General features: G+C 38.9%; 26 protein-coding genes and 1 pseudogene. 7 read left to right on the top strand and 20 right to left on the bottom strand.

What is annotated here, in order from left to right:
* Positions 1–34: 34 nt before the first annotated feature.
* Together HZR84_00205 and HZR84_00200 are read right to left on the bottom strand one after the other, a co-directional pair.
* Positions 35–640, bottom strand: a complete 606-nt coding sequence (locus HZR84_00205; GenBank protein ID QNL20436.1) for a nucleotidyltransferase family protein — start codon at positions 638–640, stop codon at positions 35–37.
* Positions 641–1,666 (bottom strand): XdhC family protein, encoded by a 1,026-nt coding sequence (locus HZR84_00200; GenBank protein QNL20435.1) that lies wholly within the window; start codon positions 1,664–1,666, stop codon positions 641–643.
* A 176-nt stretch (positions 1,667–1,842) separates the two neighbouring features.
* Between HZR84_00200 and HZR84_00195 the strand changes: the two genes are divergently transcribed.
* The 3 genes from HZR84_00195 to HZR84_00185 all read left to right on the top strand — a co-directional run bounded on the left by HZR84_00195 (position 1,843) and on the right by HZR84_00185 (position 5,262).
* On the top strand, positions 1,843–3,372 hold the full coding sequence (locus HZR84_00195; GenBank protein ID QNL20434.1) for a T9SS type A sorting domain-containing protein: 1,530 nt from the start codon (positions 1,843–1,845) through the stop codon (positions 3,370–3,372).
* A gap of 121 nt (positions 3,373–3,493) precedes the next feature.
* On the top strand, positions 3,494–4,327 hold the full coding sequence (locus HZR84_00190; GenBank protein QNL20433.1) for a LytTR family transcriptional regulator DNA-binding domain-containing protein: 834 nt from the start codon (positions 3,494–3,496) through the stop codon (positions 4,325–4,327).
* A 119-nt stretch (positions 4,328–4,446) separates the two neighbouring features.
* Positions 4,447–5,262 carry a cupin domain-containing protein gene (locus HZR84_00185; protein ID QNL20432.1) on the top strand — a complete coding sequence of 272 codons (816 nt, stop codon included), beginning with the start codon at positions 4,447–4,449 and terminating at the stop codon, positions 5,260–5,262.
* A gap of 178 nt (positions 5,263–5,440) precedes the next feature.
* Here HZR84_00185 and HZR84_00180 read toward each other — a convergent pair whose 3' ends face one another.
* Entirely contained in the window at positions 5,441–6,316 is an 876-nt protein-coding gene (locus HZR84_00180; GenBank protein QNL20431.1) for a hypothetical protein, read from the bottom strand.
* Between the two features lie 717 nt (positions 6,317–7,033).
* On the opposite strand from HZR84_00180, the gene HZR84_00175 reads away from it, so the two are divergent.
* The gene (locus HZR84_00175; GenBank protein QNL20430.1) at positions 7,034–7,396 is read left to right on the top strand and encodes a DoxX family protein; all 363 of its coding nucleotides are present in this window, start codon (positions 7,034–7,036) and stop codon (positions 7,394–7,396) included.
* A gap of 16 nt (positions 7,397–7,412) precedes the next feature.
* Here the strand turns inward: HZR84_00175 and HZR84_00170 are convergent, their stop codons facing one another.
* Positions 7,413–7,754, bottom strand: a complete 342-nt coding sequence (locus HZR84_00170; protein ID QNL23142.1) for a DoxX family protein — start codon at positions 7,752–7,754, stop codon at positions 7,413–7,415.
* 149 nt (positions 7,755–7,903) lie between these two features.
* Positions 7,904–8,824 (bottom strand): annotated as a pseudogene (locus HZR84_00165) (glutaminase).
* A gap of 224 nt (positions 8,825–9,048) precedes the next feature.
* Between HZR84_00165 and HZR84_00160 the strand changes: the two are divergent.
* Complete coding sequence (locus HZR84_00160; GenBank protein QNL20429.1) at positions 9,049–11,223, top strand: helix-turn-helix domain-containing protein; 2,175 nt, start codon at positions 9,049–9,051, stop codon at positions 11,221–11,223.
* Positions 11,224–11,243: 20 nt separating this feature from the next.
* A complete protein-coding gene (locus HZR84_00155; GenBank protein ID QNL20428.1) occupies positions 11,244–11,795 on the top strand; it encodes a DUF2911 domain-containing protein in 552 nt (183 codons plus the stop codon).
* Positions 11,796–11,855: 60 nt separating this feature from the next.
* Here the strand turns inward: HZR84_00155 and HZR84_00150 are convergent, their stop codons facing one another.
* Complete coding sequence (locus tag HZR84_00150) at positions 11,856–12,917, bottom strand: PAS domain-containing sensor histidine kinase (protein QNL20427.1); 1,062 nt, start codon at positions 12,915–12,917, stop codon at positions 11,856–11,858.
* A 350-nt stretch (positions 12,918–13,267) separates the two neighbouring features.
* Between HZR84_00150 and floA the strand changes: the two genes are divergently transcribed.
* Positions 13,268–14,191, top strand: a complete 924-nt coding sequence (gene floA / locus HZR84_00145) for a flotillin-like protein FloA (protein ID QNL20426.1) — start codon at positions 13,268–13,270, stop codon at positions 14,189–14,191.
* A 94-nt stretch (positions 14,192–14,285) separates the two neighbouring features.
* Here the strand turns inward: floA and HZR84_00140 are convergent, their stop codons facing one another.
* Genes HZR84_00140 through HZR84_00075 form a run of 14 tightly spaced genes read right to left on the bottom strand, consistent with a single transcriptional unit; the run spans position 14,286 to position 24,218 of the window.
* Positions 14,286–14,747, bottom strand: a complete 462-nt coding sequence (locus tag HZR84_00140; protein ID QNL20425.1) for a hydrogenase maturation protease — start codon at positions 14,745–14,747, stop codon at positions 14,286–14,288.
* Between the two features lie 7 nt (positions 14,748–14,754).
* Positions 14,755–15,369 (bottom strand): 4Fe-4S dicluster domain-containing protein, encoded by a 615-nt coding sequence (locus tag HZR84_00135; protein ID QNL20424.1) that lies wholly within the window; start codon positions 15,367–15,369, stop codon positions 14,755–14,757.
* A complete protein-coding gene (locus HZR84_00130; protein ID QNL20423.1) occupies positions 15,299–15,712 on the bottom strand; it encodes a monovalent cation/H(+) antiporter subunit G in 414 nt (137 codons plus the stop codon). Before HZR84_00130 ends, HZR84_00135 begins: the two co-directional genes overlap by 71 nt.
* Complete coding sequence (locus HZR84_00125; GenBank protein ID QNL20422.1) at positions 15,705–15,971, bottom strand: multiple resistance and pH regulation protein F; 267 nt, start codon at positions 15,969–15,971, stop codon at positions 15,705–15,707. The genes HZR84_00130 and HZR84_00125 overlap by 8 nt, the downstream gene beginning before the upstream one ends.
* Before the next feature lie 6 nt (positions 15,972–15,977).
* Positions 15,978–16,463: a Na+/H+ antiporter subunit E gene (locus tag HZR84_00120; protein QNL20421.1), complete on the bottom strand. Its 486-nt coding sequence runs from the start codon at positions 16,461–16,463 to the stop codon at positions 15,978–15,980.
* A gap of 1 nt (position 16,464) precedes the next feature.
* On the bottom strand, positions 16,465–18,003 hold the full coding sequence (locus HZR84_00115) for an NADH/ubiquinone/plastoquinone (complex I) (protein QNL20420.1): 1,539 nt from the start codon (positions 18,001–18,003) through the stop codon (positions 16,465–16,467).
* A 3-nt stretch (positions 18,004–18,006) separates the two neighbouring features.
* On the bottom strand, positions 18,007–18,345 hold the full coding sequence (locus HZR84_00110; protein QNL20419.1) for an NADH-quinone oxidoreductase subunit K: 339 nt from the start codon (positions 18,343–18,345) through the stop codon (positions 18,007–18,009).
* Positions 18,342–18,779 carry a sodium:proton antiporter gene (locus HZR84_00105; GenBank protein QNL20418.1) on the bottom strand — a complete coding sequence of 146 codons (438 nt, stop codon included), beginning with the start codon at positions 18,777–18,779 and terminating at the stop codon, positions 18,342–18,344. Before HZR84_00105 ends, HZR84_00110 begins: the two co-directional genes overlap by 4 nt.
* A complete protein-coding gene (locus HZR84_00100) occupies positions 18,776–19,354 on the bottom strand; it encodes a DUF4040 domain-containing protein (GenBank protein QNL20417.1) in 579 nt (192 codons plus the stop codon). The genes HZR84_00105 and HZR84_00100 overlap by 4 nt, the downstream gene beginning before the upstream one ends.
* A 4-nt stretch (positions 19,355–19,358) precedes the next feature.
* Positions 19,359–21,203 (bottom strand): hypothetical protein, encoded by a 1,845-nt coding sequence (locus tag HZR84_00095; protein ID QNL20416.1) that lies wholly within the window; start codon positions 21,201–21,203, stop codon positions 19,359–19,361.
* Positions 21,200–22,405: a nickel-dependent hydrogenase large subunit gene (locus HZR84_00090; protein QNL20415.1), complete on the bottom strand. Its 1,206-nt coding sequence runs from the start codon at positions 22,403–22,405 to the stop codon at positions 21,200–21,202. Before HZR84_00090 ends, HZR84_00095 begins: the two co-directional genes overlap by 4 nt.
* Before the next feature lie 4 nt (positions 22,406–22,409).
* A complete protein-coding gene (locus HZR84_00085) occupies positions 22,410–22,844 on the bottom strand; it encodes an NADH-quinone oxidoreductase subunit C (GenBank protein QNL20414.1) in 435 nt (144 codons plus the stop codon).
* Entirely contained in the window at positions 22,841–23,287 is a 447-nt protein-coding gene (locus HZR84_00080) for an NADH-quinone oxidoreductase subunit B family protein (protein QNL20413.1), read from the bottom strand. Before HZR84_00080 ends, HZR84_00085 begins: the two co-directional genes overlap by 4 nt.
* A 4-nt stretch (positions 23,288–23,291) precedes the next feature.
* Positions 23,292–24,218: an NADH-quinone oxidoreductase subunit H gene (locus HZR84_00075; protein ID QNL20412.1), complete on the bottom strand. Its 927-nt coding sequence runs from the start codon at positions 24,216–24,218 to the stop codon at positions 23,292–23,294.
* Positions 24,219–24,226: the final 8 nt, after the last annotated feature.

The raw sequence follows: 24,226 nt of genomic DNA, 5'->3' as shown, positions 1-24,226 counted from the left end.
TAAGCTCATGGTAATAATTTTGAAAAGAGAGTTTTTACTCTCTTTTTTTTATGTTCTCAATCGCCTCATAGTAGTCCTGCATGGTATCTATGTCACGGTGGATTTCAGAACCATCCAGGGTAATTAAATGGTCCTTAAATTTTAAGATTAAGGACTTCGCGCCTTCATCGCCTTTTAAATCACAAAGGGATTTAAAATAAGCGCTGCCAAATAATGCAGGTGTACCAATATTGTCCTCGTACTGGCTCGCAACAATCGTTTTTTCATCCGAGTCATAATGTGCGATCATTTGATCATAATATTCGGTATTTACAAAAGGCTGATCGGCCAGACTTATCAAGAGCGCATCGGGAGGATTCTTTTTAAGTATTTCTCCAATACCATAAGCGATGGAAGATCCAATGCCAATTTTCCAGTTAATGTTAATGAGCACATTGGCCTTTGATGTATCGGTTCTTTCAAGAATGGTCTCCGCATTGGCGCCCAGAACAAGACTTACCCGATTAACTTTGGAATTTAATGCTTCCTTCAGAGCATGTTCGAGCAGGCTGGTCTTTTGCCAGGGTAAAAGCTGTTTGATTCGCCCCATGCGTATTGAAGCACCGGCGGCCAGAAGAAGAAAATGGACTTTTGGCAGCATTTATTTTTGTTCGGTGTTTTGAAGACTTTCGGATCTCTCGCTCAGTGAATTGGCTTGCCGGTTTCGCTTTATAGCAAGGATTTCAGACAGAATGGAAATAGTGATTTCCTGCGGACTGATGGAGCCGATGTCAAGGCCTGCCGGACCTTTTATTTTTTCGAGCCAGGAAAGATCTACATCGGACTGATGCAGGATTAACTCATCGAGTAGCTGGTTTTTTCTTTTGACCGGACCTAAAATGCCAATATAAGTGGCCTGACAATTCTTTAAATTCAATAAGTATTGCAAATCGAGGGCGTAGTTATGGGTCATTAATACTATGGCGGTTTGACCGTCTATATGAACTGAAGACAATTCTTCAGGAGCGATGTGCCATATTTCTTTTGCTCCGGGAAAATCCCGAAGGTCTTTTCTGACCTTTGGAGAAGCAATGATTATTACTTCCCAATCCAGAATAGACGCCATTTGACTCAGATGTTTGGCATCGTGTTCCGTACCAAATACCATTAATTTTAAGATGGATGTTAATTCCTCACTAAAGCACTCCAGGCCTTTGCTGTCCATAGGCGTATTTGAGAATGAAAATTGATTTTCGTTTTTAAATGTAATCCTTGAACCGGCTCCGTTTTGAAGTCCTTCTTCTTTTCTGAAAAAGGAATGAATGATAAAATTTTCTCTTTTCTCCAGACATCGGTAAAATGCATTGATAAAATTTTCGGATGGATGAAATGGTTCGACCAGAATATACAAAGCGCCTTCGCAACCCAAACGATAGCGCCCATCGTAGCGGATTAATTTGGCCGTTTTGCTTTCAAATAGTTCTTGCGATTGTTTTAAAACTTCTTTTTCCACACAGCCACCACTCAATGCGCCAATCATTTGGCCATCTTCGAGAATCAGCATTCTAACGCCCGGTTTGCGATAAGAGGAACCATCGAGCGCTACAAGACTGGCCAATAAACAATTGAGTCCCTTTTTATTGGCCACTGCTGCAGCCTCTATAATTTTTTTAAACTCCTGAGTCATCGCGAGAATCCAGCTTTTTTTATCTTTTTCATAAAATTTAAAGATAGAATTTATTCGATTGTAAAAAATGTAAAACACATAGCCGACATGGATTCGATTATATGAAAATTCAAAATTACGGGCTCTGCTTTTTGATAAATAATGATAAATTTATCTGTGTATAAAATTCCGTTCCCATGAAATCACTCTTACAAATTTTTCTATGCACATTATTTATTTTCCCTGTTCTTCATTTAAATGCTCAAAATGCTTTAAACTTTGACGGCGTCAACGATTTTGTGCAAACAAGCTTTGCGGGTGTTCAGGGCTCAAACAACCGGACTTTTGAAGCCTGGGTCAATGTAGCTCCGGGAGCGGCGGCCTCTAATCTTTGTATATCAGACTATGGTCTGAACGCCGTGGGTTCGAGAAACACATTTTCAGTGGGAGGGGACCGGAGTTTAAAATTTATATCGGGAGGCACCAATGCCAATATTTCTACTGCAGCCAATGTAATTGTTGAAGGGGAGTGGACGCATGTGGCTTTTGTGCTGGATAATGGCACCGGATATTTGTATAAAAATGGCCAACAGGTGGGTACAGGGCTCCTGACTACGGTCAATACCCCCTCAGGGAATCAGAATTTAATCATTGGTCAAAGGGTCAATGGCGGCTCCATACCTTTTGAAGGAAGCATCGATGAATTGAGAATATGGAATGTGGCCAGAACGCCTCAGGAAATTCAATCCGATACCCTAATGGAATTGTGTTCATCCACGCCCAATTTAATGGCCTATTACCAATTCAATCAGGGCATGGCCGGGGGGAATAATAGTGGCATAAATACGCTAATCGATGAAAACGGGCTGAACAATGGAACATTGACCGGTTTTACATTAAATGGAAGTATTTCCAATTGGATTTCAGGAAAAACAATGAATCCTGCGCCGGTGGTATTTGCCAATGATACCGTCACGGCCTGCGATTCCTATACCTCTCCGAGTGGTAATAATACATGGACCAGTTGGGGAAATTATGTGGATACCATTCCCAATGCCTTCGGTTGCGATACCGCATTGAGAATTAATCTGACCATTCTAAATCAAAGCAGTTCATCAATTACCGAAATCATTTGTGATTCACTTGTTTCCCCGAGCGGAAATTATGTGTACACCGCCACAGGCACCTATATGGATACCATCCCCAATAATGCTGGTTGCGATTCGGTCATCACATTAAATGTAGTTTTACAAACGATAAATGACAGTGTAAGCGTCAATGGCAATACCCTCACAGCGCTTCAAAACGGCGCCAATTATCAATGGTTTCTCTGTCAGGCAGGACTTAATCCTATATCTGGCGCCAATTCACAGAGCTATACCATTAGCAGTACGGGCAATTATGCCGTCAGTCTGGAAGTCAATGGATGCCGCGATACCTCCGATTGTGTACTGGCTATTTTTACAGGGCTGAATGGATCTGATTTGAATAAATTGCAAGTTTTTCCCAATCCAAATAAGGGCGAGATTCAATTCAAGGGTGACTTTGAAGGCCATTTGAACATTGTGGATTCAAAAGGAATCAGCGTCTACGAAACCGATATAAGCAAGTCATCGATGAATTCCATAAACATTCCCAAATCAATTGGCAATGGCATGTATATTCTTCATTTTCAAAGTGATGAGCTCATTTTGACACGCAAACTATTTTTGTTCCGGGGTGAGTAATACATAAATATTGGGCCTTATATCAAGTATAATCTTATTATATAGAAATTGATACAATAGGACCAAAATGTTTAATATTTGATAAATTCAAAATTGCAATCGGAATTATATTTAATGGCAAATGAGAATATTGGAATTTTTATACAATCCATTTCCGAGCCCTTCCCAATCCAAAAGAAAATTGTTTTTGATCTTGCTGATTGGAGTGGTCTGCAGTTTGTTTATACTGATTTATAATCCATTTGACATCGCCGATCAATCCGGCCGAAGTTTTTATGTCGATTTTTTAATTTTTCTCTTGGGAATTATTTTTTCGGCCTCAGTCATTTTCATGGACTGGTTGGTTCCCCGCATATACCCTGGACTTTTTAAAAACTGGACTGTGGGTAAAACACTTTTATGGTATGTGCTTGTCTTTCTCTTTACAGGCATGAATATTTATTTCTATAAGTCTTTTTTGGGAGGATTCCAGCAATTTGAATTTAATGATTTTATAATGGTTCTGTTCAGAATCGTCATCATCAGTTTTACTGTAATTTTCTTCATCCTTGGGATCACTCAATTTCTCAATTTGAAAAAAGTTTCAAAAATTGCTTCAGGAACCGACTTTGAAATCAAATCAAAAGATGACAAATCCTTTATAGTGAATTTGAGAAATCTTATATATGTAAAAAGTGATGATAATTATGTTGATATTTTCTTTTGGTCAAAAGAGGAAGGCTTGAAAAAGAGAGTGTTCAGATCCAGTCTGCGAAATATTGAAAATCAAATTGTCAGGCCTTTTAGCACGATTAAAAAATGTCATCGTCAATATTTAATCAATACTATTCACTTTGAAATCCAGAATTTAAGTAGCAAAGCGATGACATTAAAGGATAAAAAATCGAAAGAAATTGTACCAGTATCCGGCCGATATGTTAATACCATTCGAAAAGCTATGGCCATTCGCCCCTAAATCGGCATCGTTCTCCACAAAACGTTTTTCTGACTTGTAGCAGAGCCTTTTCAAGGACTTATTTGAAATTCGAATTCAATCGAGGGATTGGAGAAAGTCAAATTTAAAATTTAATAATTATGAAAAAGAGAACATTGATTACATGTCTATTGGCACTGTTAACGACAAATTTGCTCCTAGCTCAAAGTCCAACTTCTAAGTCTGATATTGATTCCGAACAAAAAGCAATAGCAGAAAAAATTATAAAATCATTTGTAAAAGATTACCAGGAAGATCGTTTTGCAAAAGAAGCCCGAGTAATTGGTATTGAAATACCAAATGCAGGTCAATGGACAGTAAACATTAAAGGCCTCCGGGAAAATGGAAAATGGCTGGTCAATTTAAAAGAGGGTTTGCCCGATACTCCATGCTATGCATATAGTATTGAATTTGAAACACTTAATGCCATTTATGAAAATAAGATAAACGCATTGACCGCACAAGGAAAAGCCTTTGCTTCCGACTATACCCCAATGAGCGTCAATGAAATCAATGGCTTCAAACCGAATGAGGATGAGGACAGCAAACTCAATGCTTTTTCTTTTCATTTCTGGACAAAAGGCTTTCCTGAAATCATCCCGTTCAGAGAAGAACTAACGAGACAGGCGCATGGCTCGAATTTCACTATTTTTTATTATGAAAAAGGGCTGAGGACTGCCTGGTACAGAATTTTACCCGGTGAAAGAGTGAGAGATGATGCGAGAGAACAGGCGGCGCCTTTTCCAATGCTCGCCGTAACAATTAAAGGCACCATTGATGGTGAGGTAGATGGAAAAAGTGTAACCATTTCTGAGGGTAATACCGTATTTATTCCTGCTAATTCCAATCACAAATGGTGGAATGACAGGGAAGAGGCTGTAGAAGTAATACTGATCATGTTTGGAGAAGGAGCATAGAAATAATATTCTTAAACTTATTTAAAGTTAATTTAACTTAGAGGGATTTGGGAAAGCAAATCCCTTTTTAATTTTTTGCAGCCATCCTAAGAGGTAAATAATTAGAAATGCTTATAGAATTGATTCAAATCTCAAATAAAAGAACCAATTTATAATGATTATGCTTTCAAAATAATATTCATTTATATCTGCTTAGCGTTATCGAAAAACTTCGGGCCATGGCACAGAGCAGGAGATGATCCCTGGCCAATTTCTCATCCGCTTTAGGGTATAAGAGATATGGATTGACCCTGTTTTTCTTTGATGTTAAACCCATTTGAGGTGAATCCTGCCATTCCATACTAAGCAATTCTCCCTTTAACAAATGTGTTCTGAAATACTTGGCGCTGCTGATAAGTTTGTAGGGCTCTTTTTTAAAGACCCCCAGGATCATAAAATCTTGGGATAATTCATAATCAGCATATCGCGCCAGTTTTTGACTTATCCATCCATATTTTCTTTGATTAAAGCTCCTCCAAAAATGTGAAAGCGAATCGCTATTTTCCCGAAGTACTATATTAAATGTGCTGAGAGTATCATTGTTTAGAATTAGAAATCCAATATTTGCGTTTTCCCAGTTCAGATCATATTGTTCTACCGTATTGGTGGAAACACTTCCATCGGGATTGTTGATGCGCTCTTTGCTCTTCTCATAGCTGCCTTCCACATAGACTTGAAACAAATACAACTTGCCGCTTTTCATATCTTTCATGTAATTTTCGATGAGAAAAATACTATTCGATTCCAGGCTTGTTTGCATTCCCGTAAATAATGTCAAAGTGCCAGCCAGTTTGCTTTCTCCAAGAGAAATTTTATCAACAGGACTGATTTGAGGCGATCTTGTTTTGATTCTGAGTTCTGAAAAGCCAAACCGATCAATTATGTATTTGCCCGAATAAATATTGACTTTTTTGAATGGAAGGGAGTCAAGATTTTGAAAAAAGGAATTACTACTTATAAAAATAAGTAATACAAGCAATTGGGAAGTTCGGAGTAGTTGCTTTTTTTGCCACATGCTCTTGGATTAAACAGAATAAATTTAACCAAATGCAATTAGAATCCTTCTATTTTATCAATTATTTAAATATATATTACAGAATATCAAAGCCTTAGATAGTTGTATTAAAGTAGCTTTTCAAAACCATTCGAGTATAAGAGTGAAGCAATCTGTTGATTTTGAGCAGAACGAGACAAAATTTTATATGGTTCTATAAAGCTGCAACATAATTTCCCAGGTCAATATTACTTTGGCTATATTAAAAAGTTGACTGCCACTTTCATAATATTCTCCCAGAACAAAATTGTTGATCATTGCTGCTTGACAATGCCATTTTAAGGCCTCGCTGTATTTCTGAATGCAATTTTGGGGCTGCCCAAATCGATTGTATAAACATCATCATTGGCATCTTTATATAGGAAACTAAAAAAACAGTAAATCCGCCGTAATCCCGCAAATGGAATTCATATTTTGCGTTTACGATTTTTTCGAAAATAATTACTGAATTTAAAGAATTCGATAAAACCCTGCTGTTGGGCGAAGACTTAATTCAAAATGCAAACAAAAGCAATTCGGCTCACGAAAAATTCACTGTTTAATTTGGGATTGGAAAGTGTAAAGGATCAATTGGTTTGAGATTGGTGAACAAGGCAAATCTTTTCGAGGGCTGAAGAAAACAATTCAACTCGAATTATTATTAATATATGTAGATTAATATTATTAAATAATGATTTTATGGAATACCTTGAAATTGTACTAAAAATCGTAGTGGGTCTGAGCATTCTCAATGTATGGCTGCTGCGCGGTAAAAAATCAAGCCCTTTTCGCGGGGGTGATGCCAAGTCGCTCAAAGAAGAATTCGCTGTCTATGGATTGCCGAGCTGGGTGATGTTTGCTGTAGGCACTATAAAAGTTGCACTATCATTGCTATTGCTGATCTCTATCTATTATCCTTCGCTTGAAATGATTGCCGCATTGGGTCTGGCCTTTATGATGTTGGGAGCAGTGAGCATGCATGTAAAAGTCAAGGATTCGTTCAAACAAACCTATCCTGCACTTTTATTTCTGGCATTATCGTTGGTGATTTATTTTATATAAGCCTGCTTGTAGCCAATCAGAGCAATAGATAAAAACCATAGCTGAGATAGGCATTTAAAAGCATAAAAATAAAACTGGGCAGGGAGGCGAGGAGGCCATCTCTTACTTTAAGACGGACAGCAAAACCAAAAAGCATAAGCAATGACAAGCCAGCGGCGGCCAAAGCGCCGATTCCGGCCGATAAGAAAACACCCACCAATAAACCCATCGCGCCGAGTAATTGTAAGATACCGGTTAGTTGGCGTTGTGCATCCAAACCAAAACGCCGGAATTCTTCCTTCATTTTAAAGCTAAGAAGACAATTCAATCCATAATACAAAAAGGAAGCGGCAGAAATAAGCGCAAGGATGTAAATCATATGCTTAAAACCCCGGATTGAGGGCATTGTTTTTGGATTTGGAAAAGATTAAACCTAACAGCTTGAAAAGGCCAAAAATTCATAGATGGCTTCAAATATTCTTTTTGAAATACTGCTGCCAAAAAGATTGCCATTAAAAGAATAGGAGATCAGAAAATGGAAAGCTCGGAATGGGTGGTCAATTCTTCGAGAAAACGCATACCCTTATAGGAATTACCCATGGCATTCAAGCGGGGACTCCATACAGCAATAGAGTAATTATTGGGGTTGAGTGCCACAATACCGCCACCGACGCCACTTTTTCCCGGTAAACCCACCTTAAAGGCAAATTCACCCGATTCATCGTAAAAACCACAGGTGAGCATAAGGGCATTAATCCGTTTGGATTTCATTTTGGAGATGATCTGTGTGTTATGACCAAAACGCTTGCCGCCATTGGCCAAAAAAGAAAAACAATGCGAAAGTTCCATACAGCTCATTTCCAGCGAGCACATGGTAAAATAAAAATCCAGCACCTCTTCAGGTTCGTTTTTAATGTTGCCAAAGGATTTGATAAAATTGCAAAGCGCAACATTTCTGTAGCCATGCACTTTCTCCGATTGGGCAATCTTTTGAGAATAGGAGAGATCGCCATAGCCTGAAATCTCCTGTGCAAAGCTTAAAAACTCGCTTTTAGCATCTTTTAGTTGTGAAATGAGAATATCGCATACCACCAGGGCACCGGAATTGACAAAGGGATTTCTGGGAATGCCATCATTGGTTTCGAGCAGGATAAGCGAATCGAATTTGGTACCGCTGGGTTCCACATGAATGCGTTTCCAGAGTTTTTCACCTGTGCGCTCTTAAGCCAGGCTTAAAGAAAGGACTTTGGCAATGCTCTGTACCGAGAATTTCTCTTTGTAATCGCCTTTGCCATAATTCTCAGCCTCGCGTGTATAGAGATGCACACCAAATTTATCCGGATTTATTCGCGCCAGCTCGGGAATATAATTCGCGAGTTTACCCTGATCCTTAATCGATTGGATTTTTTCAAAGGCTTTGTCGATATACTGCGAAAAATTTACAGGCATCTGTATTTAATTAATTCGATGCAATATTAGCGCTTTAAATATTCAAGCGACTTGAATTGGCTGTATATTATATATTTGTTAGATAATTTATATTATGTTAACCAGCAAAGCTGGACATTGACGTGCACATTTTTGATTGATAATTTTTAATTTTTAATTCTTAATTTCCCCCCTTCACACATTCTCATAAAATAATGTGAAATCTGTCCTTATTTTTACCAGCTATGGAATTACAGGCCATGGCCAAACTGGCGGCCAGCTATATCAATACAACCAACAGGCATATATTTCTCACTGGAAAAGCGGGAACGGGAAAAACGACTTTTCTCAAATACATCATCGACCATACGCATAAAAAAGCGGTGGTTGCAGCTCCAACGGGTATTGCCGCCATTAATGCGGGCGGTGTTACGCTCCATTCGCTTTTGCAATTGCCCTTTGGGTCTTTTATTCCGGAAAATATAGCCCTGGAGCAAACAAATGACCGGGTGTCCATCCCAAAGACCCTTTTTCAGGACTTTAAATTTAATGCCAGCAAAAGACAGCTCATCAATGAAATTGAGCTTTTAATTATCGATGAGGTCAGCATGCTTCGCGCCGATCTACTCGATTGCATTGATTTTACTTTGCGTTACCTCCGTAAAAACTCCTCTCCTTTTGGTGCGCTTCAAATTCTATTTATTGGTGATTTAATGCAATTGCCTCCGGTAGTCAAAGAACATGAGAAAAGACTGCTGGGTCATTACTATCCGAGTCTTTACTTTTTTTATTCCAAAGCACTTGAAAACAATCCACCCATTCATGTGGAACTCAGGAAAATATTCCGTCAGGATGATCAGGAATTTATCGAATTGCTCAACCGTTTGCGGCACAATGAGCAAAGTCAAGAGGACCTTAATTTCCTTAATGGCTATTACAATCCCGATTTTGCCGAAGCGGGGGAAGCCGGCTTTATACATTTAACCACGCATAATTATCGCGCGGATAAACTCAATCAGCAAAAACTGAGTGATCTGGATGCATCGCTTTATACCTTTCATGCCGAAATTGATGGCAATTTTCCCGAAAGTATGTTTCCAACTTCTGAGCAATTGCTATTAAAAGAAGGCGCGCAGGTCATGTTTATTAAAAACGATCCGAGCGGCGAAGGGCAATTTTTTAACGGTAAAATCGGCTTGATTTCGAGTCTTTCGCAGGAAGAAATATGGGTTCAATTTGAAAACGGATCAGAAGTTTTGGTGAGTCCCTATATCTGGGAAAACAAAAGATACATTCTCGATAAAGAAAGCAATGAAATTGAAGAAAGTTATCTCGGAAGTTTTAAGCAATTCCCAATCAAACTGGCCTGGGCGGTGACGATTCATAAAAGTCAGGGTTTAACTTTTGAAAAGGCCATTCTGGATCTTTCGGGCACTTTTGCTCCCGGACAGCTCTATGTGGCTCTTTCGCGGCTGACTTCGCTCAAAGGATTGGTTTTATCCTCTCCCCTTCCTGAAAATCCTCCAAAAATTGACGAGAGTCTGGCCCGATTCAATGCCGCACAATTGGAACAAAAAGAATTGGAAGAAAATCTTGAAGACAATCAAAAGGCATTTGTATTGGAGCTTGGACAGAATGCCTATGATCTTTCAACATTGCACAATAAACTAAAGCATCATCAGAAAGGCTTTAACAAAGATGAAAATCGCTCCATCAAACAGAAATACAGCGAATGGACAAAAGCGATTTTGGATGAAATACAGGAATTAAGAGGCATAGGAGAAGGTTTTTCAAAGGAAATTCAGCGCATTCTAGGCCATGCGGATTATCTCGATCGCTTAGCCGATAGAAGCACAAAAGCAGAACGTTATTTTCTAGATAAACTCCTGCCCATTGCAGAAAAGATTCAGGCGCATGCGGCTGAAATAGCAAAAGAGAAAAAGGTAAAAGCTTATCGCAAAGAGTTGGAAGAAATAAGCGATGTCCTGATTCGAAAAATACAGGATATAGAACGCTTTTCTTATTTAATTGGGAATTTGAAATCGGGCGCTGATTTTGGAGAAAAATTTAAATCCCGTCTCAGCAAGGATTTGATATCCGGAAAAGTGAAAAAGCCTGCCAAGGATAAAACGCCTACGGCTGAGATCAGCTTTAAATTATTTCAAAATGGCAAAACAATTAAGGAAATTGCAGCAGAAAGAGCATTGGTGGAAAGTACCATCGAAGGCCATTTGGCAGAATATATTAAAACAGGTAAGATTCCAATCGAAGATCTGGTATCCAATACCAAAATCAAGAAAATACAAAAGGTGCTTGAATCCGATGCAGTGGGCCTGGCAGAAATCAAATCTAATCTACCTAAAAATTATTCCTATGGAGAGATCAAAATGGTAATTGCTCATCAGAATAGATTAACTTAGACGCACTAAAATCAGAAATCATGCTAAAAAAAATATTAATTGGAATTGGAATCCTTCTTGGGGTTTTTATCCTCTGGTCCCTTTACGGTTTATTTATTGCCACTCCTGTCAGTCCTCCGGCAACGGCCACTTATAACCAGGACGGACTGGAAATTACCATCGAATACTCTCAGCCTTCTAAAAAAGGCAGACTTATTTTTGGTTCTGAGGAAGATGGTGCCTTACAGCCCTATGGTAAATACTGGAGATTAGGTGCCAATGCGGCTACGGAAATTACCTTTAATAAGGATGTTTTATTTGCCGGTGAGCCTATTAAAGCAGGAACCTATCGTATGTATGCGGTTCCGGGACCTGATGTGTTTAAAGTAACTTTAAACTCTGAAACTGATGTGTTTTTTGGTGTATCGGAGCCCGATCCCGAATTGGACATACTTACCGTTGATGCGCCTGTTGAAAAACCTGCATCCGAAGTAGAGACCTTTACCATCGGGTTTAGTCCTAATGATGAAGGCGTCACAATCAACTTTGTATGGGTTCAAAGCAAGTTTACTGTTCCAGTTATCTTGCAATAAAGCTATTTAGTCTTATTCAATTGGATTTGTAATTAATAAATGGGTAAAGTTTGAATTGCCCTATTTTTTCCAGGTAAAAATAAACTCAGATCCCCGCCCCGGGGCAGAAATAACTTTGATTGTTCCATTATTCTGTTTTACCAGTTTCTTGACAATCGCCAATCCTATTCCACTGCTGTCTTTTCTTGAAGAGCTGTGGGCCTTGCTGAATATGTTAAATAAGGTATTGTGGTATTTTTCCTCTATTCCGGGACCATCGTCTTTTACGCTTATTTCTATTTCATCGATGGTTGTTTTCGAACTCAGCACTACCCTGCCCTTTTTCTTGTCGTGATATTTTATTGCATTGCCGATCAGATTGGAAAGCACCTGAAACATCTGTGTTCTGTTGGAATGTAGATCCAGATTTTCAACCCTGTTAATGATTTCAAAGCTTTCTTTTATTTGAAGATTTTCAACCACTTCGGCTATCAAATCCTGCAGATTGTATTTGCTTTTTTCTATTTGTGAATGCCCCGCTCTTGAATAACTGAGAACGGCTTCGATCAGGCCATTCATTCTCAAACTCGACTTTTCAACAAGTTTAAACAATTCCCTTCCTTCCTTACCTATATTTTCAAGGTGATCGCTTTTTATTAGGTTAATTAATGCTGTAATGTTATTTATGGGCGACTTAAGGTCGTGTGAAACAATATGTGCAAATTGATCGAGTTCTTTATTTCTGGACACTAATTCTAAATTGGCCTCCTCCAGTTTTCTTTGTATTTGAATGATATCACTAATGTCTCTAATTATGGCAATGAACATCATTTGGCCATTCTCTACTGCAGATGAAAGTGAAATGTCAATAGAGAATTCATCCCCGTTTTTATCAATAGCAAATAACTTCCGCCCGGTTCCCATCCTTCTTGAAACAGGGTTTTGGGTATAGCTCTTAAACATCTTTTGATGGCCTTTGTGAAATCGCTGTGGTATGAGAATATTCAAATCCTCACCTATCACTTCTTCCCTTTTGTATAGAAAAATGTCTTCAATTGATGGTGAAACTTCAATTATTTTTGAGTATTTATCACAGATTACTACAACGTCGCTCAGGGCATCAAAAATTCTGGAAGATTCCATATAATTTAATTATGCATTTTGATATTCACTATTATCAATAAAAGAAAAAGACTCCTATGCCTTTTAAAAATATACTTTTAAGTAGCATTATCTAATCTTGTTGAGCTTTAAATGCATATTCCAGAATTCATGAACAAATTAGAATGATTTTTATCAGTGCTTTGAATGATTTGTGAATTAATCACTGAAAAACTGAAACTATTAAAAAATATCAATTTGCTTTAAAAGCTAAACCTGAGCTTTATATGATGCAACAATTGAAAAATCTTAATCAAATTTAGATACAGCAATAAAATCAGGCATAATAGATGTAACTTTCGCTTTTATTGCTCAAACAATCCTGTACATAAATGGTATATCAAGAAATGATTTTTGCGGGATTGGTTCTGGCTTCCATCTGGCTGCTCTTTTATCTTTTACCTTTTAATATCTGGATCACCGCAATTTTTTCTGGCGTAAAAATTCGACTTTTGGATCTGGCGTTTATGCGTTTCAGAAAAGTACCACCCAATCTTATTGCGCGATCATTGATTCTTGGCCAAAAAGCGGGTTTAAAAGACATCAATTCAAACCTTTTGGAAACACATTATCTCGCCAAGGGCAATGTAATAAATGTTATTAAAGCCATGATTGTTGCAGATAAAGCCAATCTGGAATTGAGCTTTGCCAATGCCTGCTCAATTGATCTGGCAGGAAGGAATGTGCTTGAAGCCGTGCAAATATCCGTAACACCCTATATCATAGTGGTGCCATCCATAATGGCTGTTTCAAATGATGGCATTCAGTTGATAGCAGATGTTCGCGTTACCGTTCGCACTAATATAAAACAACTGGTTGGAGGTGCCGGAGAGGAAACGATTAAAGCGCGTGTGGGTCAGGGAATAATATCGAGTATTGGCTCGGCCCCCAGTTATCTGCAAGTCCTCGAAGAACCGGGTAAAATATCAAAATTGGTTTTATCGCATGGCCTCGATTCAGGCACCGCATTCGAAATCCTGTCGATCGATATAGCCGATATTAATATCGGAAAAAATATTGGTGCCAAATTGCAAATAGATCAGGCCATGGCAGACCTGGAAATAGCAAAGGCAAAAGCCGAAAAGCGAAGAGCCCAGGCCGTCGCCCTCGAACAGGAGATGATGGCTAAAATTGAGGAATCCAGGGCCAAAGTGATACAATCGGAAGCCGAAATTCCTTCTGCCCTATCTGTAGCTTTTACAAAGGGTTATCTCTTTCCCTGGAGCATGAAGAAACAAGATATATCGGGTTCATAAAATAAATCCCCAATGCTATTTCAAATTTTTAATCAGAAACTTGCGAACTGGCATTGATATTTTAGCCAAACCGAGTTAAGGTCATTTATTGCAGTTACAATAAAAGTCCCAATAGTTCATTGGCGCTCTTCTTTATTTGATTTGAAAAGCCCTCTCCTGCCGATACATCTGCGGGTTGGATGCCGAGAATATAAACGGGTTTATCAAAAAACTCGGCTATTCTTTTTAAAGATAGATTATGTGTTGAAGAAGTCTGATCCAGAATTTTCGAAACCGGTACTATATCAACATAGCCGACCTCCTTATTGAAACTAATAGCATCTATAATCACGAGAACATCGTGCTGGGTATTATTTATCTTGCCGATAAACTTTTCTATACTCATTTCGGCTATTATGACATTTTCTTTGTCTTTTTTTAGCTCCTCAGCAATATATACTCCAATACCGTCATCGTGTTTGAAAACATTCCCAACGCCTACAAATAATGGTATTTTATCGAGCAGGATTCGCCTTATTTTTTGATCCAATTTCAAATCATACGGGATTTTTGTCATTCTGACTTTAGCCCATTAAATTTTTCACCTGAATTTTTCTTAAACAATTGGGACAGAGGTTATTGAACATATCCTTCCTTTTCAACCAGTCTTTTACTTCCACTTTTGTATCCTCTTCCTTTGCCAATTCGAGATCTCTATTCAGAACGTTAAGATTTAAAATACTGGAATAATAGCGTGGGCCGAGTTTATTTCTCAAAAATTGTAAATGCTCCTTTGTTGTAATCACCGTACCACAGCCGTCGCATATTACCAGTTCTCGTTCCTGTTTTTCAACTAATTCTGCTGTATCCAATGTTGCGAGGTCATATATACTTTTCGACAATTTCACACCTTTACCCGTAATACAATGATCTTCGCATTGTCCGCAAAAAATACACTTCCCATAATCCCGCGTAATAATCCTGAGGCCTCTCTCCTTCTGGTCTTCAAAAGTTATGGCATGCGAGGGACATACATTAGCACAGGTTTCACAACCCACACAGTATTCTTCATCCACCACAGGTTTGCCCCTGAATCCTACTTCAGGTATATGGTCCTTGTATGGAAATTTATTTGTGTATGCCGGTGTGAACAGGGATACCAGTGCTTCCCTGATCTCTCTTATCTTCGGATATTTCATTTTTACCTCCTTCTTCTAAGGTTTTTCTGTCTTTGTAATGATCCACCACCGTTTTCTCCCCTAGCCTTATACCAAATTGATATGATCCACGTGCTAATGCATGTGCTGCAACCGTGGCTGAAAAAAATAATAAAGGTATGGCTATCAGTGCTTTTACACCTATACTGTTAAAGCCATAGTAGATAAGCACGCTTAATAATATGCTACATGTTCCAAGTGTCACACATTTGGTAGCAGATTGGAGTCGATTGTATACATCGGGCAAACGTACTAAGCCGATACATCCAAATAAATTGAATAAAACTCCTATTCCAAGCAATATTGCTGCGAATATACTAGTCATTGAGCCTCCTTCCTCCCAGGTATTTCGCCAGGCTTAGTGTTCCTACAAAACTCAATATGATCCATGCAATACCGATATCCAGAATAAACATTCTGTCGGTCTGAATCGCGATAATTGCGCAAATGCCTACAACCAGGATTCCAAAAATATCGATCCCCACCATGCGATCTGCAATGGATGGCCCTCTCACAATCCTGTAAAGACAGAGCAATACCAATCCAATTTGTATGTAAAGCAGTATGTTGAGGAATTCAGTCATATCTTATTATTCAAATATCTTTTTTATGTACTTTTCAAATTTTCCTACAATTCTTTCTCCGTATTCATTTGGATCGGTACTTCTCACATAAATCCAGTGTATATAAATGTCATCATTAATAATATCCATTGTGATGGTTCCGGGTGTCATTGTTATGGAATTGGCCAATGTGGTTTTGGCAACATCTGTTTTCAATGTAGTCCTGGTTTTCACAATACCGGGTTTTATAGGAAGGTCAGGATGTAATACCCTATAAGCCACATCAAAATTGGCCTTAATGCATTCCCAGATAAACACGAATAAATACACAATAAACCAGTAATACCTCTTTGGTTCGAGCAATTTGCTGAGATCCTGAACAAAATATTTTCCAAAAAGGAATACTGTTATGGTCGAAACAAGGATACCGACAATAATATTTTCCCAACTGAGCTTGAATGTGAAAATCATCCAAAGGCCAAATCCGATTATAATATATGCCAGTTTTTTCATGTCAACCTCCCAGAATTTGTGATGAATAAGATGTCAATTCCAAAAGTGAATCCACTGCAGGCGCAAATAGCATTTCACGCAATTGCGGAATCATAACTGCACTTAAAAGCAGACACATGGATGCTAAAACAATCATAGGTGCTTTCATACTAAATGGTAAATTCCGCTTAGCGCTGAAATTTGATCTTGGTTCTGCTGCAAATGATTCCCTATGGAATTTCAAGAAATAACCGAGCGTTATCACACTCATAATGGCAGCAATGAATGCCACAGTATATAATTGTGCCTGCACTGCAGCTATAATGATTACCAATTTGCTGAAAAATCCGCTAAATGGTGGCAAACCGGAAATAGCCATTGAACCACTAAATGAAGTAGCGGAGGTTACAGGCATCAATTTACCGAGACCACCGAGTAGTCTTAAGTCCCGTATACCCGTAGCATGTTCAATCGAACCGGCATTCATAAACATCAGGCTTTTAAAAACCGCGTGATTGACTAAATGGAACAAGGCACCAAAAATAGCCATTGAGGCTATGCTCATGCTTTCTCCATTTGAAATGACTATCATCCCCACTCCCAGTCCTGTGAATATATATCCAACCTGACTAATACTTGAATAAGCCAGCAATCTTTTGTAATCCCACTGTCCGATAGCCATCAAACCGCCAACAATAATGGATAAAATACCCAATACGGTAAATGTGATTGCGATCTCATAAGAGATGATGAACATATTGAAAAACAGTCTAATTAAAACATATACACCAATAGCCTTGATCAAAATTCCTGATAACAAGGATGAAATTGGTGATGGTGCCGATGAATGCGCATCTGGTAGCCAGGCATGGAAAGGAACAATTGCTGACTTCAAACCAAATCCGACGATTAATAGGATTTGAATAAATACGACTAAGTAGGATCCTTCAGAACCGGCCAATACCTTCGAAATATCCGCGATGTTCAAGGTGCTACTTGCCCAGTAGATCATGGCAATGGCAAACAGAATGATCATAGATGCCAATCCGCCCAAAACCATATATTTAAACGAAGCCTCGAGTTCTTCTTTTTCCACTCCAAATGCCACGAGAGCATATGAAGAGATTGCGGCGATCTCGAGAAAAACGTAAAGATTAAAAAGGTCTCCGGAGAGGATCACACCATTCATTCCCGCTATCATAAGACATAGCAAGGTATAGAAATTCGTCTCTGCCGTATATTTTTTGATATAGCCTATGGCGAAGAATGCCGCTAGAAAGGCAATGAAGTTTACAATACCGAGCATAAAGGAGCTAAAACCATCATAAACGAGATAAATACCAATAGGAATAGAATCAAGAGCCCCCCATCCGCCAATAGCATAAACCACCCTTTGTCTGTCCCAGTAAAGCATGGCATAAAGACTAAAAAGCGTCAACACCAAAAATATAAAGGATGCCTTTATTCTTGGGAATCCAATGAAAAATCTACCCATTACCGGTATGATAAATGCGGCGGCCAAAGGCAATACAACGAATAATGGTAGAATATAAGATTCCATGGATTAACCTTTTAAGTTTCTCATTTCACGAATATCAAATGTGCCGTATTTGCGATACAGTCTAATGGCCATTGCAAGGAGCATGGCATTCGTTGCCAGACCGATTACAATAGCTGTAAGAACCATTGCCTGAGGCAGTGGGTCAACAAAAATCTTCTGTTCCGATCCATTTACTATTATCGGCGCATCTCCCATATCTACATAGCCTATCAATGCGAGTAATAGAAAGATGCTTATTTCCATAATCGCCAGACTTATAACGATCTTGATTACATTTCTCTTTGTAAGGACTCCGTAAAGTCCGACAAGGAAAAGCACAAAACACAATATAAACACTGTCATGACTTCACCTCCTCCTTAAATATTACCAATGCTAAAAAAATAGTGAACAATGCTGCCGCAACCTCCACTCCTATTGCGATATTGTATAGCGGGATGGTGCCTGCGCTGATTAATTCTCCGATTTCTCCTTTTGGTAAGTAATTACCAAAAAACACATGCATTCCAATACCAAATCCGATTAATGCCAAAGTGATAAAAGCCAGGAGTGCCAGACTTTCAAAAATGGCTGATCCTTTTTCCTTCAATTTTAGATTTAGCTTATCACTTCCAAATGCCAGAACAAGTAATACCAATGATCCTGCGATTACAGCTCCACCTGCAAATCCTCCACCCGGTGTTAAATGGCCATGAAGAATAATGTACATGCCATAAATGAAAATCACCCCTGCCATTATTCTGACTACCGTTTTCACTATGAGGGTCATGCCTTTCATTGATTTACTAATTTATCTTTCTTCCTGCCGTAAATCCGTAATACTGTGATTACGCCAATTACAGCAGTAAATAATATCGTGGCTTCACCAAGCGTATCATATCCCCTAAAATCAAATAGGATACCGGTTACAAGATTTGCGCTTCCGGTTTTTTCTGCAGCCATTTTAATATAGGCTGTTGACATCCTGGTAATGTGTTCACCTAAAGGTGCCATGAGTTCAATAGATTCGAAAAAGAAATAAAATAGAATACACCCGAATGAAGTGATCATAAGCAGGTTCAAAACATAGCGGAAATTGATATAGCTAACACCCTTCAAATTGATCAGGGTTTTTTCTCTTAGTTCTTCTTTGGAACTATCTAATACCACTGCAATCATGATGACCAAGGTGATCGTTTCAACGACAATCTGAACTATAGCAAGGTCAGGAGCTTTTAAGAGCAAAAAACAGATTACAAGACTGTAACCCACCAAACCGGTTGAAATTACTGCAGATAGCAAGTCTCTTGCATTTAAAGCAAATACTGCTCCCAGAATCATTATTACAAGTATTATGGAAATTAGCACATCCATAGTTTTAGAATAAGAGTAAAAGGATCATCATTAAAATCAGTCCTATAATTAGCCAGATAGCATAGGTCTGTAACACTCCATGGTGAGCTCTTTTCAGAAGCTGCGTTAGCCGTAATACTCCTGTTTTAGAGAGCTCGTAGATATCAAACCACTTGTGTTCTGCTTTATGATAGATAAAGGAAAGCGGTTTGGCATCACTAATGGTTTTATAAAAACCAGTTACTTCATAAACGCCTTTGTCAGACATCATTTCCCCTCCTACAAAACTTTCATCACGTCTGAAGCCCTTAACATTCGTCAGAGCATATATTATTAATCCCATCACTATAGACAGGACAATGAGCAAACTTACCTGCACAGAATTCCATGTGCCGATATATGATGTGCTCGGAACAATATCTTTAAATAAAAATGGCACCACATAATTTGTGGCAAAAACGCCGAATCCAATACAGAAAACAGCAATAATCAGCATAGGAATCTGCATCAGGATCTTGGCCTCCTTCACATTGACTAATTCCTCTTTTTGTCTTCCAAGGAATATTCCTGAAATAAATTTTATAAAACTCGCCAGTGTGAGCGCCGAACCAATTACGGCTAATGCAAGCCATAATATCCACAGATTATTTGCTATTCCGGGAGTCTTGCCAAAATCGATAATGGCCTGATAAATAATCCATTTTGAGGCAAAGCCATTCATTGGAGGAATTCCACTAATGGCCAGGGCAAATACCAGTGCCGAAACAAAGGTTACCGGCATATTTTTAGACAATCCACCCAGATCTTCAATTTTACGATGGCCACTTTGTTTCTCAACACTACCTGCGGAAAGGAAAAGACCACTTTTATAGAGTGCATTATTAATCATATGGAAAAGCCCACCAATTAAGCCCAGAGCAGAACCCAAACCGAGTCCGGTAATCATATAACCCACCTGAGAAACGGCATGAAAACCTAACAATTTCTTGTAATCGTGCTGTATCAAAGCCATCATCACACCGCTGATGATAGTTGAAACCCCCACAATGATTATAGCAAGTGTCAGCCATTGATTTACTGTAAACACATCATTGATTAATCGCGCCATGAAATAAATACCTAGTAATTTATCCAGCGAAGCAGGCAAATAGGCCGATGAAGTAGCGGGCGCTTCCTGAGTAAAATCAGGTATCCAACTGTGGAATGGAAATGCTCCGGCTTTGGTAAATGCGCCAATTAATAATGCGATGAATGCAATTATATTCAGACTACTGTCTGTTTCAAGATTAAGTTTAGAGAAGGCCAGCAAGTTAGTGTTCGACCATATAATAGCTATACCGAATAGCATGATCACATCAGATGCGCCAATTATAATTAAGGACTTGGTAGCTGCTGCCGAGCTTTCTTTATTATTTGAGGGGATCAGTTGATACAGTGAAATGGCTAAAAAACTCCAAAATCCAAGAAATAATAACATGTTATCAGCCAATGCAGCACCATTTGATGCACCCAATGTTAAAAGAATGAATGAGAAGTAATTTGGACATTTATCCTTCTTACTAATAAATACCAGTGCATATACCAGAATCAGGAAGGTAAAGAAGCCAATAAATGTCACAATTAAGGTGTTGAGTGAATCCACAAGGAATAGAGCCGACACCTGTTCGGAATCAAAAAGTTGGGCTAGCCATTTCCCTACTGTAGAATTTTGAATACTACTCAATCCAAAATAAAGGAGGATAGAATGATAAAATACAAATACTCCGGTAAATAAAGCGATGGCCGCCTTTATGCTTTTGATTCTCTCAGGAAATATCAGGAGTATAAATCCGATCAATAAGGGTATCCATATGATGAAATCGTAGATCATGAATTATTTTTTTCCAATTTTCTTTTCACATCATCCGTCTTCAATTGACCGAATTTAATCAGGTCTTCGCCGTTGAATAACTTTTTCCCACTTTTCCAGTCATACACAAATGCCATCCTTTCGGTGCAACAATAACAAGGGTCCACAGCTGCTAAAGCAATTGTAGAATCCGAAATCGTTTGTCCCACTGCAGAAACTTTGAAGGTCGGGATATTCATATAGCTCGGTGCGCGTATTTTATGTCTTTTGGGGTATTGTGATCCATCGGTCTCAACAAAGTGAAATACTTCACCACGCGGTGCTTCAGCACGGCCGAAACCAATTCCCGCCGGAATTTCTTTCACCAGAGTTTCTATATCTCCTTCCGGTAATTTCTCAAGGCCATCGAGGCACTGCTCGATAATTGAAATAGATTCGTACATTTCCAGCAATCGCACTTCAGCTTTGGCAAAAACATCACCTTGCTGCGCGGTAATTACTTTCCAATCAACCATATCGTAGGCTGCATAAGGATCATCTCTTCTCACATCAATTTCTACACCTGCTGCCCTTGCCGTTGGGCCCAACGCTCCGTATTCTATTACTTCTTTGCGGTTTATTACTCCTACTCCTTTGGTCCTAGCATGTATTACCGGATCGTCCATTACTGCACCGGTCAGTAGATCGCATTTCTTTTTCACATCTGCTACTACTTTTCTTACCCTTGGAATCAGATCATTTGGAATATCTCGTCTCACACCTCCGACTTTGAACATGGCATAACTGTTGCGATTACCGGAGATCATTTCAAAGAGATCAAGAACCGGTTCGCGGTATTTCCATGCCCACATAAAAACCGTATTGTATCCGAGAAAATGACCTGCCAAACCGACCCAAAGTAAATGACTATGAATTCGTTCCATTTCGCCTATGATGCTCCTTATGTATTTGGCGCGATTGGGAATTTCTACACCAACGATCTCTTCAATACAATTGGCAAATGCAAAAGGATGAGAGGTAGAGCATATTCCACAAACTCTTTCAACAAGGAAAAATGATTGGTCAAATGTCTTTCCTTCACTGAGTTTCTCAATACTCCTGTGGTTATAACCGGTTACCCATTCAACGTTTTTGACCGTTTCCCCATCGCAATAGAGTTTAAACAATTCGGGTTCTTCCTGAAGTGGATGATAAGGGCCAATTGTGATGATTTTTTCTTTCATGATATTAGGTTTTCTTTCTGTAAGGAAATTCTCCAGGTTCCCAATTACCATCGGAAATCAAAGGTCCTTTTTCCGGATGACCTTCAAATTCAATTCCGAATAATTCATGCATTTCTCTTTCTATCCAGTTAGCCGATTTTGTCAAAGTTGCAATGGACTTGATTTCAGGTTGATCATAGGGGACTCTGACATGCAGATTCATGATCAAGCCTGTTTCATCATGGCTGAAATGATAATAGATCTCAAAATCCCTTTCCGGCTGTGTAGCAGTGGCTGTCACCAATCTACATTTCAATGTTTGCAAGAAGTATTTTGACAATTCTACTATGTCATCTGCTGACACATCTATAATCACCCTATTGCTTTTCACTTTGTTTATTATCACATTGTAATGCTCAAGGTTTTGTTCAAGCTGACGATATAATTCTTCCTTTGTCATAACACCTTTTCATTTTGTTTCTTTCTTCCTTTTTTGGCATTCGCCAATTTTACTATACCGGCGATGATGGCTTCCGGTTTGGGCGGACAACCTGGTATATATGCATCTACGGGTATAATCCGGTTCACCGGTCCTGCGAAAAACAGACTGTCGGAAAATATACCACCTGAACAGCCACAGGCTCCTATAGCCACAACCAAAATCGGTTTTGGCGCCTGCTGGTAAAGCCTTTCAAGTCTATCCTTGTCTTTCTTATTAATAGATCCATTGACAAGCAATACATCAGCGTGACGAATACTTCCGACGAGTTTAATACCAAAGCGTTCCAGGTCATGACGCGGGGTCAAACAATCGAGAATCTCGATATCGCAGTTATTGCAGGAAGCTCCACCAAAGTGGAATACCCAAAGCGATTTTTTAAATATGAAGTCCTTAAATCCCATAATCTTAGAATCCAAAAAATGTCAAAACGATCGAAATGATCACCAAAAGGTTCATCCATAAAAAGAAAAACCTCATTGCTTGTCCTATGCGCAACCTTGGATTGGTGTTTTTAATCAAAATGACCAGCACCACCACGGCGAGTAATTTTAGTATTGAGTAAAGGGCTCCCATACCCGTAATACTCAAGCCCCCAAAGAAAATTGTAGCCACAAATGCCGTCAAAGTAAAGAGCATTATATATTTTGTCAGAATGATGATGGCATATGCAGATCCGGAATACTCGATAAATGAGCCATGATTGATCTCTGTTTCAGCTTCAGCTATATCAAAAGGTACAAAACCCAATTTTGCTTGTATGATAAATATCGCGACTATGAAAAGCAGTACACCGGAAATACTTCCGATGAAAACGGTTTCAGATTGAGCTGCAATTATTTCGCGCATGCTTACAGTCATTCCCGATTTAAATACCAGGGCCGATAGTAATAAAATAAAGGTCAACTCATAGCTCAGGATCAATTTGATTTCTCTGGATGCTCCCACTGAAGCCAATGGATTGCCTGATGCCATGGCTCCCAGAATATAAGCCAAAGGAGGAATGATCAATAGATAAAAGATAACAATCAAATCGCCTTCGAATCCGGAGTTTATGTTGAAAGCGGGAAGAAGTATAAAAACGCTGGCCATCAGCGCTCCAAAAAGACCAAAAACAGGTGCCATTAAAAATAAGGTTATCGAACCTTTGGCCGGTACGATCGTCTCTTTTACCAATAAAAGCTTGAGAAAATCATAGAGCGGTTGCAAGAATGGCGGTCCTTTTCTGAATTGTACCCATGCAGTAACTTTTCGGTCCAGCCATGACAAAACACCTCCTATAGTCGCTACAAAAGCGAGACCCGGAAAAATCAGAAAGTAAAATACTTCTCTCATGGTTCAAA

This window comes from Hyphobacterium sp. CCMP332, from assembly GCA_014323545.1.
GTDB lineage: Bacteria > Bacteroidota > Bacteroidia > Cytophagales > CCMP332 > CCMP332.
The sequence above is the reverse complement of the archived record's forward strand: the minus strand, read 5'-3'. Positions and strand labels throughout refer to the sequence as shown.